We start from the raw sequence: 16048 nt of genomic DNA, 5'->3' as shown, positions 1-16048 counted from the left end.
CCCCCACGTCGGTTTTCAAGACCGGTGCATTAAACCACTCTGCCACTCCTCCGACGGGCATTCGTTAGCGCGCGACGGGGGCGGGGGCAAGGGGCGTCAGGCGGGCAGGGTCAGTTCGGCGTGCAGGCCGCCAAGGTCCGATCGCGAAAGGGTCAGCCGGCCGCCGTGGAGCGCCACGAGGTCGGTGACGATGGCAAGGCCCAGCCCCGCGCCGGGGGGGCCGGTTTCGTCCAGCCTGCGGCCGCGCCGCAGCGCCATGTCGTGGTCGCTGCCGGGCATGCCGGGACCGTCGTCCTCGATGGCGATGCGGATGGTTCCCTCGGACAGCGCCGCGGCGATGCGGATGCGGCGGCGCGCCCATTTGACCGCGTTTTCGGTCAGGTTGCCGATCATCTCCTCAAGGTCCTGACGGTCGCCGGGAAAGACCAGGCCGGGGTCGCAGAGGCGTTCGACCGCAAGCCCCGCATCCTCGACGGGGCGGCGCAGGACCAGCAGAATGTCCTCGATCACGGGGGCTATGGGGGTGCGCTGGCCCAGGACATGCGGGGTCGCGGCGGAACGGGCGCGGCGCAGGTGCCAGCCGATCTGGCGGTCCATGCGTTCCAGCAGGGGCTGGCCTTCGTGGTCGGGCGGCAGGCTGTTGGCCAGCGCCGACAGCGGCGTCTTCAGCGAATGCGCAAGGTTGCCGACATGCTCGCGCGAGCGGGCCAGCACCTTGCGGTTCTGGTCCAGCAGGCCGTTGATCTCGGCGGCGACCGGGCGCAGTTCGGCCACGGCGGGCAGGGGCAGGCTTTCGGCCCGGCCCGCGCGGATGCGGCGGATGTCGCGGCCCAGCACATCCAGGCTGCGCAGCCCCGCTGTGACCTGCAAGACCATCGCCGCCGCCAGCGCGAGCCCCAGGACGGCAAGCGAGACGGCAAGCGGACGGCGGACATGGGCCAGTTCCTGCGCGATCTGCGTGGCGGGGGCGGAAACGGCGACGCTCAGCGGCTGGTCGCTGTCGGGCAGGGTGAAGTCGGTCTGCATGACCCGCAGGGGCGCGCCGTCGGGACCGGGCAGGGCGATGGCCTGCCATTCGCCCGCGGGGGCGGGCAGGGTGCCGTCGAAAAGCGAGGGCGACTTGGCCACGACCTGCCCGTCTTGCGAAAGCTGCCAATACCAGCCCGAAAGCGGCATGGAAAAGCGCGGATCGCCGGGGGGCTGTGCGACCGTCACCCGCCCGCTGCCGGAAATCGAGGCGCCCGCGATCACCGCTTCGGCGATGGTGCGGGTCTCGGCGTCGAAGCGGCGGGTGATGAAGTCTTCCAGGATGGCGGCGATGAACAGATAGCCCGCGACCAGCGCCGCCCCCAGCAGCACCGAGGCCAGCGCCAGCAAGCGAAAGCGGATGGAATCGCGCAAGGGGATGTTCATGGGCGGGTTCGCAGGACGTAGCCCTCGCTGCGGCGGGTCTGGATCAGCCCGTCGCCGATCTTGCGCCGCAGCCTGCCGATGACGACCTCGATCGACTTGAAGTCGCGGTCGGCGGCGGAATCATAGAGGTGTTCGGACAGTTCGGCCCGGCTGACCACGCGGTTCTGGTGATGGATCAGATAGGCAAGGATGCGTTTTTCGAAGGCCGTCAGCTTCAGCGCCATGCCGTTCAGCGTGACGATGCCCAGTTGCGTGTCCAGCCGCAGGGGGCCTGCGTCGATGACCGCTTGCGCATGGCCCGCTGCGCGGCGCACGAGGGTCTGGGCGCGGATCACCACCTCGTCCAGGCGAAAGGGCTTGACGGCATAGTCGTCCGCGCCCGCCCGAAATCCCGCGACCTTGTCGGTCCAGTCGCCACGCGCGGTCAGGATCAGCACCGGCATCGTGATGCCTGAACGGCGCCAGCGCGTCAGCACCTCGATCCCCGGCATTCCGGGCAGGCCCAGGTCCAGGATGGCGACGTCATAGCTTTCGGTCGCGCCCAGGAATTCGCCCTGATCGCCGTCGGGGGCGATGTCGCAGGCGAAACCGCCCTGATGCATGGCATCGGCGATCTGGGTGGAAAGGGTGGGGTCGTCCTCGACGATCAGGCATTTCATCTGTCACTCTCCACCGGGCGGCGGGCGCGGGTCAGGCCGGCACCGGCTGCCTCCAGAAAATCGCCGCTGCGCGCGTCGAGGCGCAGCAGCAGCACGTCGCGACCCGGGGTCAGCAGGCGCAGCTCATGCACCAGTTCGACGCCGCGCGCATGTTCGGCGGGGCTGGGGGGCATCAGCCGGGCGGAAATCAGCTTGCCCTCGAACCGCTGCGCGGCGATCCGGGCGACCTCGCTTAGCGGCAGGACGTCGAAGCCGTGCAAGCGGATCATGTCGGGCAGGTCGTCGCCTTCGTCGAAGATCGCGCCGGGATCGGGCATCTCGGCCAGCGCGAAGGGGCCGGCGGCCAGCGCGCCCGACAAGGCAACAAGGAAGGGAACGGCCCAGGGTTTCATCCCGTCAATCTAGCGCCGCATATCCAAATGAAAACCAAATGCGTCATTGGCAATACATTGTCCCTTCAGGGGTTATTAATGATTCGTGGCTATATCCGACGATTGTCATGAGGAAAAAGAAGATGAGCAGATTTCTGATGCAAGGGGTGGCCGCGCTGGCGCTGGCCGCGATGGTCGGCCTTCCGGCGATTTCGCAGGCGCAGGACGCGGCACCCGCCGAGACCGCGGCCCCGGCGGCCGGGGCCGAGGCGCTGCCGCAGGTCTTGCAGGACCTGGACCTGACCGAGGTGCAGGTGCGGCAGATCAAGCGCGGCGAGGGCCGGATCCTTCGCGGGACGCTGCCCGATGGCGGGCAGATGGGCGCATTCGTCGATGATTCGGGGGAATTGCGGGGGGCCTTCCTGCGCGGCGACGGCGCGCTGCCCGAAACGGTGGCCGACGCCCTGCTGCCCCAGCCGGTGCGCGATCAGGACGTGTTCGGCCAGCTTGCCAGCGTCTCGGCCATCTTCGTGAGGGAGGGCATGGTGATGGTCGGCGGAACCGATGCCGACGGCGAAAAGGTCCGCGCAGGCTTTTCCCCCGATGGCACGCTGATGCGCTTTGGCCGGGGCGAGGGGGCCGAACACCGGGCAGGCCCGCATGGCCGCCCCGGCGACCGCCACTGGCATGATCGCGGTCCCCGCGACCGGGACCGGGGCCATCACGAACGCAGGCAGGGGAAACGCCCCGCGATCTCGGATGAGGCGGTGCAGGGCGCGCTGGACGGTGCGGGCTATACCGACATCGGCCAGATCACCCGCGAAGGCCCGCGCGTCAGCGTCGAGGCGACCAACCCCGAAGGCGAACCCGTCCGCGTCGAGGTCAATCCGCGTGGCGAGGTGATGCGCGAAACCGCGCGCTGAACGGAAAAATCAGGTCCGCAGGCAGGGCGGACACGGCAGTCGAAAGGGGCGCGGGGCCACGGGTCCCGCGCCCGGCACCGTGTCCGGCCCCGTGTCTGGGCGACGCTCAAGGACCTTCACAATCCTGTTGCCCGGACCTGCGATATCGGCAGAGTGGCGCCCCCTTTCCTGAAAACCACTTGCGAGCATCGCCCGGCAATGCCAAACCCCCAGCGGGTTGAAGGCCGTCTGGGCCGGCTTATGCATGAGGTCGGGCGATGCACCGTCGTAGTTTTGTCATGTCATCCGCTGCCGCGCTGGCGGCGTCCGGTGGAATCGGCGGCGCCGCCCTTGCGCAGGCGGCGGGCGAGCAGCCTGAAGGCGAACCGGATCCGCAGGACGAGGCCGCCGCGCCCGCGCCTTTCGACTTCGAGCAGGTCATCGCCATCGCCGAAGAATTCGCCGGGCGCGAATATTCGGCGCCCTCATCGACCTTGCAGGGCAGTTTCGCCAATCTGAACTATGACCAGTATCGCGCGATCCGCTTTCGCCGCGACCGCGATCCCTGGGGCGATTTGCGCGATTTCTCGCTGGACCTGCTGCCGCCCGGCGCGATCTTCCATGAGCCGGTCGAGATCAACCTGGTGGCCGAGGGCGTGGCGACCCAGCTTGCCTTCGACCCGCACCTGTTCGACTTCGATGCCTCGCATTTCCCGGACGGGGCGGATCTGGAAACCGTGGGCGACATGGGCTTTTCCGGCTTTCGGCTGCGCACGCGGCTGAACCGGCCCGACGTGATGGACGAATTCGCCGTCTTTCAGGGCGCCAGCTATTTCCGCGCCGTATCGCGCGGCACCCAATACGGGCTGTCGGCGCGGGGGCTGGCGATCAACACCGGCCGCCCCGAGGGCGAGGAATTCCCGATCTTCCGCGCCTTCTGGATCTACCGCCCGGAAGCGCAGGACCGCACCTTGCGCATCAACGCGCTGCTGGACAGCCGCTCGGTCGCGGGGGCTTACGAATTCATCCTGTCGCCCGGTGCCGAAACCATCGTGAACACCCGCGCGGTGCTGTTCCCGCGCCGCGACCTGGCGAATGTGGGGATCGCGCCGCTGACCTCGATGTATTGGTTCGGGCCGTCGGACCGCCGCCGCGTGGACGATTACCGCCACGCGGTTCACGACAGCGACGGGTTGCAGATGCTGACCGGGCAGGAATCGCGGCTGTGGCGCGTGCTGTCCGCGCCCGCGACCTTGCAATTCTCGTCCTTCATGGACAACGACCCGCTGGGTTTCGGCCTCGCCCAGCGCGCGCGCGAGTTCACCGATTACGAAGATGCCGAGGCGCGCTATGAACTGCGCCCCTCGGCCTGGGTCGCGCCGCGCGGGGAATGGGGCAAGGGCGCGGTCACGCTGGTCGAAATTCCCGTCACCAATGAATTCAACGACAATATTGTGGCCTTCTGGCAACCCTCGGACCCGCTGGCGGCGGGGCAGCGCCACGACTTCAGCTATTCTCTGACATTCTCGGCGCAAGTGCCTGACAGCGCACTGGTTTCGCGTGTGGTCAAGTCCTTCTCGGGCCGTTCGGTCAACGATTCGAATGCGCGCACCTATGTCGTGGATTTCGATCTGTCCGTTTTCGGGGCCGATGACCCGGTGGCGCAGATCCGCGCCTCGTCCGGGCGGATCGGGCACAGCTACCTGTCGCGGTTGCCCTCGCAGGACCGGATGCGGCTGTCCTTTGAATATTTCCCGGAAAACGCAAGGGCGTCCGATATCTCTGCCGTGCTGAACGGTCCCGAGGGCGCCTTCAGCGAAACCTGGATAACGCGCTGGTCGCGCGAGTGAGGTTCCGGTGACCGAGGACAGAGCCGATACAGCCAGCGACAGCCCGCAAGAGATGGCCCTGCTTGCCGACCCGGACATTGCCGGGATGCCCGGTGAAAACCTGCCCGCGACCCCGCCCGAGCAGCCGCTGGACATGCCCGAGCAGGATTTTCGCGGCCCGCCCCCCGCCGGTCCCACCGCGGAACTGCCCGGCCTGCGCGTGATCGCGGCGCGGCTGCTGGCCTTTGGCGGGGCGCTGGCCATCGCCTTCATTGGCGCCCAGCAGATGCTGCGCGTCTTCGGCGACAACATCACCTTCCTGCAAGGGGTGTTGCTGGTGCTGTTCGTCATCACCTTTGCCTGGGTCGGCTTTTCCTTCTGCGCCATGCTGGCCGGGTTGCTGGCGCCGCGGCTGCGCACGCCCGAAGGTCCCAACGATGCCCGGATCGCGGTGGTGATGCCGGTCTACAACGAACAGCCCGCCGATACCGCGGGGCTTCTGGCCGCACTGGGCCGCGACCTCTACCGCGAGGGGCTGGCCGGGCGGGCCGAGATCTTCGTATTGTCCGACAGTCGCCTGCCGCAGATCGTCGCCGCCGAAATGGCCGCGGTCAGCCGGTTGCGCGAGTTGTCCCCGGTGCCGGTCTGGTATCGCCGCCGCAACTCGAACGAGGGGCGCAAGGCCGGAAACGTGGCCGAGTTCATCCGCCGCTGGGGCGGGCGCTACGACCAGATCATTGTCCTGGACGCCGACAGCGTGATGAGCGCGGCAACCATCCGCGCGCTGTCGGCACGCATGAATGCCGACCCGGCCATCGGATTGATCCAGACCATGCCGATGCTGGTCGGCGGACAGACCATCTTTGCGCGCCAGACGCAATTCGCGGGCCGGGTCTACGGTCCCGCCATCGCGCGCGGCGTGTCGGCGTGGTCCGGCGACAGCGGCAATTTCTGGGGCCATAACGCGATCATCCGCGTCCGGGCCTTTGCAAGCTGCTGCGGCCTGCCCACCCTGCCGGGCAAGCCGCCATTCGGGGGCACCGTTCTCAGCCACGATTTCGTCGAGGCCGCGCTGCTGCGCCGCGCCGGCTGGAAGGTGCGGCTGGATTACGACCTGCGCGGCAGCTACGAGGGCGGTCCGCCGACGCTGCTTGACATGGCCGTGCGCGAACGCCGTTGGGCGCAGGGCAACCTGCAACACCTGCGCCTGCTGGGCGGGCGCGGCTTCACCACCGTCACGCGGGCGCATTTCATCATCGGGGTGCTGGGCTTCGTGATGTCTCCGATCTGGCTGGCGATGATCCTGGTCGGGCTTGCGCTGTCGGCCAATGTGCTGCTGTCGCGGCCCGACTACTTCCCCCAGACCTACCAGCTTTTCCCCGAATGGCCGGTTTTCGACCCGGTGCGGATGCTGTGGCTGTTCATCGCCGCGATGGGTTTCCTGCTGTTGCCCAAGCTGATCGCCATCCTGCGGGCGTGGCTGCGGCCATTGGCGCGCAATTCGGGGGGGAACGTGCGCATCCTTGGCTCGGCGCTGTTCGAGATCGTGCTGTCCGCGCTGATCGCCCCGGTCCAGATGCTGATCCAGACGCGGCAGATCCTGGAAATCCTGCAAGGCCGCGATTCCGGGTGGGAGGCGCAGGTACGCGCGGGCCAGATCCCGCCCTGGCGCGTTGTCCTGACCCGGCACGCGCTGCATGTGCTGACCGGGCTGGTCACGCTGACCGTGCTGGCCTTCATGTCGCCCGAGCAATTGATCTGGCTGTCGCCGATCCTTGCCGGGCTGATCCTGTCGCCCCTGACCTCGCGCTGGTCGGGCAGCCCGGTCTTTGGCCGTTGGGCGCGCCGCCGCGGGTTGCTGGTCACCCCCGAGGAACGCGAAACGCCCGAGATCCTCACCGCCGCAAATGCGCTGGCCCATCGCATCGCGGCCACGGCGCGCCCCTTCGATGAACTGCCCTGCGACCCCGCGACGCTGGCCCGCCACAAGGCGCTGCTGCCGCTGCGCGATGCGCGTCCGGTGGCACAGCGGCTGGACGTTCTGGCCGCCGGGGCCAAGATCGCCGCCGCGCGCGACCGGGCCGAGGCGCTTTCCTTCCTCGACCCCGCCGAACGCCTGGCCCTGGCCGAGGAACGCGAGTTGATCGAGATCTGGGCGGAACTGCCCGAATGAAGCGCATCGCCTGGCTGGACATGCTGCGCGGCTATGCGCTGGTCTGCATCATGCTGGACCATATGCCCGTATCGGTCATGCGCGGCCTGACGCTGACGAATTTCGTGGTCTTCGACGCGGCCGAGCTTTTCGTGCTGCTTTCGGGTTTCCTGGTCGGGCTGGTTTGGCTGAAGGTCCAGCAGGAACAGGGGCCGGGTGCGGCCCGCAAACGCTTCTGGCGCCGCGCGCTTCAGGTGTGGCTGGCGCTGATCGCAGGTTCGATCGCGCTGGCGCTGCTGTCGTGGCTGCTGTTTTCCTTCGATCTGCGCCATACGGCGGTCTGGTCGGCCTATTCGCGCATGATTGCGGAAAACCCCTTCGGCTATGTCGCGACCATTGCGCTGATGTGGATGCAGCCGAACCTGATGGACGTGCTGGCGCTCTACGTCGTGCTGATCGCGACGGTGCCGCTGGCCATGCCCGTCCTTCTGCGCCATCCCTTCTGGTTCATGGCCGGATCGGTCGCATTGTGGAGCGTGGCGCTGCCGCTCAACCAGGTGATCCCGAACCAGAGACCGGGGCCGGGTTTCCTGTTCAACCCCTTCGGCTGGCAGCTTCTGTTCTTTTGCGGTGCGGCGATGGGGGCCTTCCGCCAGCAACTGGGCCGGGCGCTGATGCCCTGGGCGCGCTGGCTGACCGCGCTTTGCGTGACGATCATGCTGCTTGGCGGGGTCTTTGTCCTTGCCACGAAACTGGGCGAGACGGGCAGACCCGTGCGCGAGGCCATGCTGTCCGTCACCGGCAGGATCGACAAATGGTCGCTGGACAGCGTGCGGCTGATCTCGGCCCTGGCGGCAAGCTGGCTGGTCGCGGTTCCGCTGTCGGGGCTGTTCGGGCGCATGGCCGCGACCGTGGCGGGGCGCGCGCTGGCCGATATCGGCAAGGGCGGGCTGTGGGCCTTCGTCGCCTGCGTGCTGCTGTCGATCTTCGGCGATGCGGCGGCGCTTCTGGTGCCCAAGGAGACATGGCCGGGCTGGTTCACGCGGCTGGCCGTGGACATCTGGGTCATCGTCGCGCTATGGGCGATGTCGGTCGCATGGCTGAGGCGGGGCGCGCTGATCGCGCGGTATCGCAACCGTTCCGGCGGCGGGGCCGGATAGCGTGGCAGGGCGGTATAAGGCGGAAGGACAGGGGCCAGCGTGATGCAGGGCTTTCCGATTGCGGTGGCGGGGATGCGGATCGGGCTGCTTGGCGGTTCGTTCGATCCCGCGCATGAGGGGCATGTGCATATCACCCGCATGGCGCTGCGGCGTTTCGGGCTGGACCGGGTGTGGTGGCTGGTCAGCCCCGGCAATCCGCTGAAGGCGCAGGGTCCCGCCCCGCTGGCGCAGCGCCTGGCCGAGGCGCGCCGGCTGATCCGCGACCCCCGCGTGACCGTCACCGGGATCGAGGCCGCCCTGGGCACCCGCATGACCGCCGACACCATCGCCGCGCTGCAACGGGCCTATCCCGGCGTGCGCTTCGTCTGGCTGATGGGGGCCGACAACATGGCGCAATTCGACCGATGGGAGCGCTGGCGCGAGATCGCCGCCCGCGTGCCCATCGGCGTAATGGCCCGCCCGGGCTGGCGGATGCCCGCGCGGCTGTCGCGCGCGGCGCGCATCTTGGCGGCCCACCGCCTGCCCGAAAGCGCGGCGCCGGGACTGGCAATGGCGCGCCCGCCCGCATGGGTGGTCGTCAACGTGCCCCTGAATGCGTTATCATCGACCGAAATCCGGCAAGGCGGGCGGCGGATCCTGTCTTCGTCCTTGATGAAAAGAGAGATGCGATGACCACTCTGAACCGGCGAAACCTGCTGCTTGGGCTGTTGGCGGCATCGGCCATGCCGGCGGCGCTTCGGGCGGATGTGCGGCCCTCGCCCCGCCCTTCGGGCCAGCGCGCCGTGGCAAGCGCGGGCGACCTGATCACGCGCGCGGCCCTTGGCGGAGAGGTCGCCTTTGCCGTTCTGGACGCGCAGACCGGGCAGATGCTGGCCAGCCGCCACCCCGACCTGGCGCTGCCGCCCGCCAGCACGCTCAAGACCGTGACGGCGCTTTACGCGCAGGCCATGTTTGGCGACGGGCATCGCTTTGCGACGCGGGTGCTGCGGATGGGCGATGCGCTGGTGCTTGCGGGCGGGAGCGACCCGGAACTGGACACCGACGGGCTGGCCACGCTGGCGCGCCAGGCCGCAGCGGCCGAGGCCGCGGCGGGCCGCACCCCGCCCGCGCGCTTCCTGGTCTGGGGCGGCGCGCTGCCCCATGTCGCGCGCCTGTCGGACCGGCAGGCGGTGCATCTGCCCTACAACCCGACCATTTCGGGGATGATCCTGAACTACAACCGCGTCCACCTGTCATGGAGCAGGGGCGATTCCGGCTATCGCATGTCGCTGGAGGCACGCGGATCGCGCCAGTCGCCCCGCGCCTATACGGTCGCGATCTCGGCGGTCAATCGTTCCGCGCCGCTGTTCACCTACGAGGACGGCGGCCAGCGCGAGGACTGGACCATCGCCCAGGGCGCGATGGGGCGCGCGGGCAGCCGCTGGCTGCCGGTCCGCAAGCCCGAGCTTTACGCGGGCGACGTGTTCCAGACGCTTTGCCGGGCCGAGGGGCTGGTGCTGCCCAATCCGCAGATCACGGACGAACGCCCGAACGGCGATGAGATCGCGCGCCATGAAAGCCGCCCGCTGCGCGAGATCCTGATCGGTATGATGGAATATTCCAACAACCTGACCGCCGAGGTCGTGGGGCTGGCCGCCAGCGGGGCGGCGGACCTGCCGTCCTCGGCCGCACGGATGGGCGAATGGCTGCGCGGGCAGGGGGTCGGCGGGGATTATCACTTTGCCGACCATTCGGGCCTGCGCCCCGAAAGCCGGGTCACGGCGCGGATGATGGCGGAACTGGGCGTCCAACCGGGCCAGCGCCAGGGGCTGATCGGCCTGATGCGCCATATCCCGCTGCGCGATGCGCAGCGCAATGAAATCGACAGCCCCATCCGCATCGACGCCAAGACGGGAACGCTGAATTTCGTGTCCAACCTTGCAGGATATGCAAGCGACGGCACGGGCCGCCCGCTTGCCTTCGCCGTCCTGACCGTGGACGAGGCCCGGCGTGCCGTCAGCGAGGGGCAGGAACTGCCCGAGGGCGCCGTCGCCTGGAACCGGCGCGCAAAGGCGCTGCAACAGGCGCTGATCGAAAGCTGGACGGCGGAACATGGCGCGGTCGCGGTGGCGGCGGAACCGCAGCCCGTCCCACCGGCGCCTGCCGGTCCGGTGGTCTTTCAGCCGATATCCGGCACCTATCGCTGAGGCGTCAAAGAACGGTATGACGCGCGCGCGCCGACAGTTCGATGGCGGCGGCATGCAGGCGGCTGATGTTCAACTGGTGGCGGATTTCGGCCAGCATCTCGGCCTCGACCTCGCCCAGGCGGCCATCGGATGCGGCGACGTCGCAGGCCAGCGCATAGGCGGTCTCATAGAGCCGCTGGGGCAAGGCGTCGCGGACTAGCCCGAAAAGGGCATCCAGGCCGTCCTCTTCCTCGAACAGCGAAATGACGGTCTGGCTGACCGCGCGGATGCGGTCGATGTCGTATTGCGCGAAGATGGGCGTGTGGTTGACCGTGCGCTCGATCGCGACAAGCTCGGCGGTGCGCATGTCCTGATCGGATGCGGAAACCGCGATCATCAGCGCCACCAGCGCGTCGCAATGAGAAAATGAGGGCAGGTCGATCATGGCAGCTTTCCTTGCAGGGTTCCAAGGCAATTATTGACGATATTGCAGGGTTTCAATACGGGGGATGTTCTAGCGATGGAGAATGACATGACCGCCCTGCGTGACGCCGCGATGAAATCCAAGGCATGGCCCTTCGAGGAGGCCCGCCGCGTGCTGAAACGCTATGAGAAGAAGGACCCCGAAAAGGGCCATGTGCTGTTCGAGACGGGCTATGGTCCCTCGGGCCTGCCCCATATCGGCACCTTCGGCGAGGTGGCGCGCACGACCATGATCCGCCGCGCCTTCGAGATGATCAGCGACATTCCGACGCGGCTGATCTGCTTTTCCGACGACATGGACGGGATGCGCAAGGTGCCCGAGAACGTGCCGCAGCAAGAGATGCTGCGGGAACATCTGCAAAAGCCGCTGACCTCGGTGCCCGATCCCTTCGGCGAACATGACAGCTTCGGCGGGCACAACAATGCCATGCTGCGCCGCTTTCTGGACACCTTCGGGTTCGAATACGAATTCGTCAGCGCGACCGAGTTCTATAAATCCGGCCAGTTCGACGCGACCCTGCTGAAGGCGGCCGAGAAATACGACGAGATCATGGCGGTGATGCTGGCCTCCCTGCGCGAGGAACGCCAGCAGACCTATAGCTGTTTCCTGCCGATCAGCCCGACCACGGGCCGCGTGCTTTACGTCCCGATCAAGCATGTCGATGCCAAGGCCGGCACGATCACCTTCGACGAGGACGGGCAGGAATTGACGCTGCCCGTCACCGGCGGTCAGGTCAAGCTGCAATGGAAGCCCGATTTCGGCGCGCGTTGGGCCGCGCTGGACGTCGATTTCGAGATGTATGGCAAGGATCATTCGACCAATACGCCGATCTATGATGGGATCTGCCGCATCCTTGGTGGCCGCGCGCCCGAACATTTCACCTATGAGCTGTTTTTGGACCAGCACGGCCAGAAGATCAGCAAATCCAAGGGCAACGGGTTGTCCATCGACGAATGGCTGACCTATGCGGCGACCGAAAGCCTGTCCTATTTCATGTATCAGAAGCCCAAGACCGCCAAGCGGATGCATTTCGACGTCATCCCCAAGGCGGTCGATGAATACCACCAGCAGTTGCGCGCCTTCCCCGACCAGACGCCGGAACAGCAGCTTGCGAACCCCGTCTGGCATATCCACGGCGGGCAGGTGCCGCAATCCGATATGGTGGTGCCGTTTCAGATGCTGCTGAACCTGGCATCGGTCGCGGGGGCGGCGGACAAGGACGGGCTGTGGGGCTTCATCCGCCGCTATGCGCCCGAGGCCAGCCCCGAATCGCATCCCGGCCTGGACAAGGCGGCGGGCTATGCGCTGCGCTATTTCCAAGACTTCGTGGCGCCGACGCGCCGTTATCGCGCGCCCGACGAACAGGAACGCCGCGCGCTGGAGGACCTGGCCGGGCGGCTGGCGGCATGGGACGGTCCCGCCGATCCCGAGGCCTTGCAAACGATGGTTTTCGCCATTGGCCGCGATCACCAGTTCGAGCCGATGAAGAACTGGTTTTCCGCGCTTTATCAAGTTCTTCTGGGTGCCGATCAGGGTCCGCGCTTTGGTGGTTTCATCGCGCTTTACGGCATTGCCGAGACCCGCGCGCTGATCGAGCGGGCACTGGCGGGCGAGTTGGCCGGCTGACCCCTGCCGTTGCGCGCCGCCCCGTTGCGGCGCGCGCATGGTTAACAATGTCTTAACGCCGGAAGGTCAATTTCCCCGGACAGCGCGTGGGCCAGTCCCGCCCGCATCCGCCAAAAGGGGAGAGATCCGGCATGACCGTCATCGGCAATTCGCAACTGATGCCCCGCGCCTTCAGCGCGGGCCTGAACCACTGGTCGCGCACCAACGGCACCGCGGGATCGCCGACATGGGCCGATCAGCCCAATGCCGCCATCGTGCCTGCCGACCAGGACTTCGGCACCTGTCTGGAAATCATCAAGCAGCAGGCGACGACCTCGCTACGCTACATGGTGCGCACGCCGTTGCAGCCGGGCAGCTACCTGCGCATCTCGGCCCGTGTCAAGGCGGTGGCGGGCAACCTGCCGCGCGTGCGCATCGCCGCATGGGCGGGCAATGCGGCGGGCGGCAATGTCGGCGGCGTCGCGCAGACCGGGCCGCAGGTCACGCTGAGCGGGCACGGGCAGGTGGCCGAGGTCTCGGCCATCGTCGGCTCGGGCTCGCGCGAGGGGGTGGACATGGCCTGGGGGCGCAATGCGGTCTTTGGCCATTTCGGGCTGGACCTGCTGGGCGACAACAATGGTGCCATCCGCATCGAGAACATGGTGATCGAGGATGTCACCGCCGCCTTCATTCCGCAGATGCTGGACTGGGTCGATGTGCGCGATTTCGGGGCGGTGGGCGATGGCGTGACCGATGACCGCGCGGCCTTCCAGGCGGCGGACCAGGCGGCGAACGGCGGTCATATCCTTGTGCCCGAGGGCACGTTCCTGATCGGCTCGAACCTTGCGATCTCGGCCCCCGTGCGGTTCCAGGGCAAGCTGACCATGCCCCGCGCGGCCCGGCTTGCGCTGCATGCCAGCTTCGACTTTCCCACCTATGCCGCCGCATTCGGGGATGAGACCGAGGGCTTCAAGCGCGCGATCCAGGCGCTCTTCGGCTATACCGACCATTCCGTCCTGGACCTGCGCGGCCGCCGCGTCGATCTGGCCGAGCCGATCATGGTGCGCGAGATCGCGCCGGGCAGCCCGTCCTTTTCCAACCGCCGGGTGATCGCGAACGGGCAGATCAACATCGTGCCCGGTCCCGTCTGGGATACCCGCCGCGTCGAGGCGGTGGCCAGTTACGACCCCGCCAGCCCGCACCTGCTGAGCAATGTCGCCAATGCCGCCAATATCGAGATCGGCTCTCGCGTGACCGGCGCAGGCGTGGGGCGCGAGGTCTATGTCCGCGCCCGCAATATCGCGGCGGGCACGCTGGAGCTGTCGCAGCCGCTTTTCGGCGGGGCCGGGACGCGCAGCTATGCCTTTCTGCGCTATCGCTATGCGCTGGATTTTTCGGGGATGGACCGGCTCGACCGCTTCAACATCAGCGATGTGGAATTCCTGCTGGACGGCAATGCCAGCGGCATCATGCTGGCGCCTACCGGCGCGACCTTCTGCCTGCGCGACTGCTACATGACGCGGCCACGGGATCGCGGGGTGACCTCGATCGGGTCGGGCTGCCAGGATATCCTGATCGACCGCTGCCAGTTCCTGTCCAACGAGATGGGCGAACCCGCCCAGAACCGCACCACCGTCGCGCTGAACGTCAACAACAACGATGCCAAGATCCGGCACAGCCGCTTTGTCCGCTTCGGTCATTTCATGGTCGCCGCCGGTGGCGGGCATATCATCGAGGGCAACCACTGGTTCCAGGGCGACAACGCGCAGGCGGGTGTGCGCTTTGCCGGGCTGGTGCTGACCCAGACCAACGTCCAGTCCACCGTCACCGGCAATTATATCGACAATGCCGGGATCGAGTGGACGAACGAACACAGCGCCACCCCGGCCTTTCAGGGCAACGAGTTTTCATTCGGCGGGCTGACGATCACCGGCAACACCTTCCTCGTGTCGAACGGAACGGCGGGCTTTTCCTGGCTGACGGTCAAGCCCTATGGCGCGGGCCATTTCATCCACGGGCTGAGCGTGATCGGCAACGTGTTCAAATCGCTATACAATCGCACGCAGCGGATCGACAAGGTTGATACCACCCATGCGGACCTGAACCATGACCGGATGCGCAACATCCTGTTCCAGGGCAACATGTTCAATGGCATCGACACCTATGTCGCCAACCCGGTCGATGTCGTTCATGCGCAGAACACGGCGGCGAACCGCTGGATCGTGGGCACCAGTGCCATGCTGCCCTTCGACGGCGTCGCGATGAAGGTGGAATCGCTGGTTGCCGACGGTGCGCTGACCAATGCCGCGAATGCGCCCGTCTCGGCCATGCCCTGGGTCGAGCGGCTGGTGGGTCTTCAGCGCAAGTCGGTGGCGATCAACTGGCCGGCGGCGGTCAAGGGGCGCGTCTCGCTGCGGGTGCGGATGGACACGCCCGACTGACCGGGGCCGCAAGGCGCGGCCTTGCCCCTCGTGCCGTCAGGGTGCGGGGGGTTCCAGCATGTCGGCAGGTTCCAGCCGGTAGGCGCGGGCGAAACCGGCATTGAGCAGGCCCGAGACCGGCTCGATCCGCCAGAAGCGGAAATCTGGCAGGTCGATATAGACGCGCGCCTTGGGATCGCGCGCCAGCCATCTGTCCCGCCGCGCCGGATCGGGATCCGCAGGCAAGGCGCGGGCCAGGATCGACAGGCGCGCATGGGTCATGGCGTCGCCCTTGGCCGCCTTGCCATCCGCGATCATCAGCCCCGCGCGGGCATCGGCCTGCAAGGCCCGCGTATGGGCCGCCAGCCCCGACAACAGCGCCAGCGGCGTGCCGTCGCGGTCGGTCTGCACCGCGATCCGCGTCAGCAGGGGCGCGCCGCTGTCGGGGTCCAGTGTCCCCAGGACCGCATGGCGCATCTGCGCGATCAGGCGGCGGGCAAGTTTGCGCGCCGCGTCGTCGGTGGCCTGGATGGGATCGGGCTTGCTCATGCCCGGCAATCTGCGCCGCATTCCCGGCGCGGGCAAGCGGCATTTTCGGCCCTGCGCCGGGCGGCGGATGGGCGTTGCGGGGTCAAATTCGGTTTACCTGCCTTGTCAAAGGCGATTAACTGACCGGAACCGGCAAGGGGGCCGCAGATGTCCTTGGGGAAAGGCGGCGGGCCGACATGACCGGCATTTTTTGAGAGGAGCCACAAATGTCAGTTGAAGCTGTTTCCAAACACCCGATCCCCTCAGGTTTCGAGAATGCCCATGCAACCCCCGAGGATTACGCCCGTCTTTACGCTTTTTCCATTTCTGACCCTGATGGTTTCTGGGGTAGTGAGGGTT

13 protein-coding genes are annotated in these 16048 nt (G+C 67.4%); 8 read left to right on the top strand and 5 right to left on the bottom strand.

Going from position 1 to position 16048, the window contains the following annotated elements:
- Positions 1 to 96: 96 nt before the first annotated feature.
- The 3 genes from Q0O97_RS16275 to Q0O97_RS16265 are packed head-to-tail and all read right to left on the bottom strand — an operon-like array spanning position 97 to position 2464.
- Positions 97 to 1401 carry an ATP-binding protein gene (locus Q0O97_RS16275; protein ID WP_294931795.1) on the bottom strand — a complete coding sequence of 435 codons (1305 nt, stop codon included), beginning with the start codon at positions 1399 to 1401 and terminating at the stop codon, positions 97 to 99.
- Between the two features lie 8 nt (positions 1402 to 1409).
- Positions 1410 to 2072: a response regulator transcription factor gene (locus Q0O97_RS16270; RefSeq protein ID WP_294931792.1), complete on the bottom strand. Its 663-nt coding sequence runs from the start codon at positions 2070 to 2072 to the stop codon at positions 1410 to 1412.
- Positions 2069 to 2464, bottom strand: coding sequence for a hypothetical protein (locus Q0O97_RS16265; RefSeq protein ID WP_294931789.1), 396 nt, complete (start codon positions 2462 to 2464; stop codon positions 2069 to 2071). Before Q0O97_RS16265 ends, Q0O97_RS16270 begins: the two co-directional genes overlap by 4 nt.
- 122 nt (positions 2465 to 2586) lie before the next feature.
- On the opposite strand from Q0O97_RS16265, the gene Q0O97_RS16260 reads away from it, so the two are divergent.
- From Q0O97_RS16260 to Q0O97_RS16235, 6 genes are all read left to right on the top strand, one after another.
- Positions 2587 to 3366, top strand: coding sequence for a hypothetical protein (locus tag Q0O97_RS16260; protein WP_294931786.1), 780 nt, complete (start codon positions 2587 to 2589; stop codon positions 3364 to 3366).
- Between the two features lie 278 nt (positions 3367 to 3644).
- Positions 3645 to 5195 carry a glucan biosynthesis protein gene (locus Q0O97_RS16255; RefSeq protein WP_294931784.1) on the top strand — a complete coding sequence of 517 codons (1551 nt, stop codon included), beginning with the start codon at positions 3645 to 3647 and terminating at the stop codon, positions 5193 to 5195.
- A 7-nt stretch (positions 5196 to 5202) separates the two neighbouring features.
- Positions 5203 to 7347 carry a glucans biosynthesis glucosyltransferase MdoH gene (gene mdoH, locus Q0O97_RS16250; RefSeq protein ID WP_294931781.1) on the top strand — a complete coding sequence of 715 codons (2145 nt, stop codon included), beginning with the start codon at positions 5203 to 5205 and terminating at the stop codon, positions 7345 to 7347.
- Positions 7344 to 8486 carry an OpgC domain-containing protein gene (locus Q0O97_RS16245; protein ID WP_294931778.1) on the top strand — a complete coding sequence of 381 codons (1143 nt, stop codon included), beginning with the start codon at positions 7344 to 7346 and terminating at the stop codon, positions 8484 to 8486. Before mdoH ends, Q0O97_RS16245 begins: the two co-directional genes overlap by 4 nt.
- A 42-nt stretch (positions 8487 to 8528) precedes the next feature.
- Positions 8529 to 9158, top strand: coding sequence for a nicotinate-nucleotide adenylyltransferase (locus tag Q0O97_RS16240; RefSeq protein ID WP_294931775.1), 630 nt, complete (start codon positions 8529 to 8531; stop codon positions 9156 to 9158).
- Positions 9155 to 10672, top strand: a complete 1518-nt coding sequence (locus Q0O97_RS16235) for a D-alanyl-D-alanine carboxypeptidase (RefSeq protein WP_294931772.1) — start codon at positions 9155 to 9157, stop codon at positions 10670 to 10672. The genes Q0O97_RS16240 and Q0O97_RS16235 overlap by 4 nt, the downstream gene beginning before the upstream one ends.
- Positions 10673 to 10676: 4 nt before the next feature.
- Here the strand turns inward: Q0O97_RS16235 and Q0O97_RS16230 are convergent, their stop codons facing one another.
- Positions 10677 to 11096 carry a tellurite resistance TerB family protein gene (locus Q0O97_RS16230; RefSeq protein WP_294931769.1) on the bottom strand — a complete coding sequence of 140 codons (420 nt, stop codon included), beginning with the start codon at positions 11094 to 11096 and terminating at the stop codon, positions 10677 to 10679.
- Between the two features lie 87 nt (positions 11097 to 11183).
- Between Q0O97_RS16230 and Q0O97_RS16225 the strand changes: the two genes are divergently transcribed.
- Complete coding sequence (locus tag Q0O97_RS16225) at positions 11184 to 12761, top strand: lysine--tRNA ligase (protein ID WP_294931766.1); 1578 nt, start codon at positions 11184 to 11186, stop codon at positions 12759 to 12761.
- 131 nt (positions 12762 to 12892) lie between these two features.
- Positions 12893 to 15181 (top strand): glycosyl hydrolase family 28-related protein, encoded by a 2289-nt coding sequence (locus tag Q0O97_RS16220; RefSeq protein WP_294931763.1) that lies wholly within the window; start codon positions 12893 to 12895, stop codon positions 15179 to 15181.
- Positions 15182 to 15217: 36 nt separating this feature from the next.
- Here the strand turns inward: Q0O97_RS16220 and Q0O97_RS16215 are convergent, their stop codons facing one another.
- Entirely contained in the window at positions 15218 to 15709 is a 492-nt protein-coding gene (locus Q0O97_RS16215) for a pyridoxamine 5-phosphate oxidase (RefSeq protein WP_294931760.1), read from the bottom strand.
- Between the last annotated feature and the right edge of the window lie 339 nt (positions 15710 to 16048).

Origin of the sequence: uncultured Paracoccus sp. (assembly GCF_945915435.1) — a bacterium.
In the GTDB taxonomy this organism is placed as follows: Bacteria; Pseudomonadota; Alphaproteobacteria; order Rhodobacterales; family Rhodobacteraceae; genus Paracoccus.
This window is presented reverse-complemented; position numbering and strand designations above follow the sequence as displayed.